Genomic DNA, 791 nt, shown 5'->3' with positions numbered 1-791 from the left:
CGGCGCAAAACCGTGTCCATCCCCATCGGACACCTGTTCTACGAGGTCGGGCCCGATGTCCACCTGGTGGCCGATTCCGTGCGTGCAACCCAATTGCACGACGAGTACACGGACACGCCCGAGTACATGGCCTTGCTTCGAGGCGCCCTGCATCTCATGAAGCAAAGTCGCATCGACCTCCTGGTGGTGGGCCTGCCTGTGGCCCTGCTGCACCTCAAGAAGTCGGCGCTGGAGAAGGCGATGATGGGAACGCATGACGTTGGGGGTGGCAAGACGGTGACTGTCGTCAAGGCACTCGCTGTTGCGCAGCCTCAGGGAGCACTGGCGCATTACGCATCGGTGCACAAAAAGATGGCCACCATCGGCAACGAGCAGAGCTTGATCATCGACCCTGGCTCAAGAACCTTTGACTGGTTGGTGGCCAGGGGCATGAGGCAGGTGCAAAAGCAAAGCCATTCGTTCAACCGTGGCATGTCGGATGTGCTGCGCCTGATCGCCGCCGAGATCACCAAGGACATCGGCAGCCCCTATCGCGACCTCGACGCTATCGACCTGGCCTTGCGAACGGGCAAGCAGCCAGTGATTTTTCAGAAGTCGTACGACATCACCAGATTCATGCCCATGGCTGAGGCGGTGGCGCAGCAGGCCGTGTCGGCAATGAAGCAGTACATCGAATCGCCACACAGCTTGCAGAACATCATCCTGGTCGGCGGCGGTGCCTTCCTGTTCAAGAAGGCGGTGAAGGCGGCGTTCCCGAATCACAAGATCCATGAGGTCAAGGAACCCATGTT

The 791-nt window shown here is 59.5% G+C and carries 1 protein-coding gene; it reads left to right on the top strand.

What is annotated here, in order from left to right; all coding sequences use genetic code 11:
* Nucleotides 1–12 precede the first annotated feature (12 nt).
* Nucleotides 13–791 (top strand): PRTRC system protein D (locus EIP75_RS23825; RefSeq protein WP_233585029.1); only part of this gene is annotated, 779 nt, incomplete at its 3' end.

This window comes from Aquabacterium soli (genome assembly GCF_003933735.1).
In the GTDB taxonomy this organism is placed as follows: domain Bacteria; phylum Pseudomonadota; class Gammaproteobacteria; order Burkholderiales; family Burkholderiaceae_C; genus Aquabacterium; species Aquabacterium soli.
The sequence above is the reverse complement of the archived record's forward strand: the minus strand, read 5'-3'. Positions and strand labels throughout refer to the sequence as shown.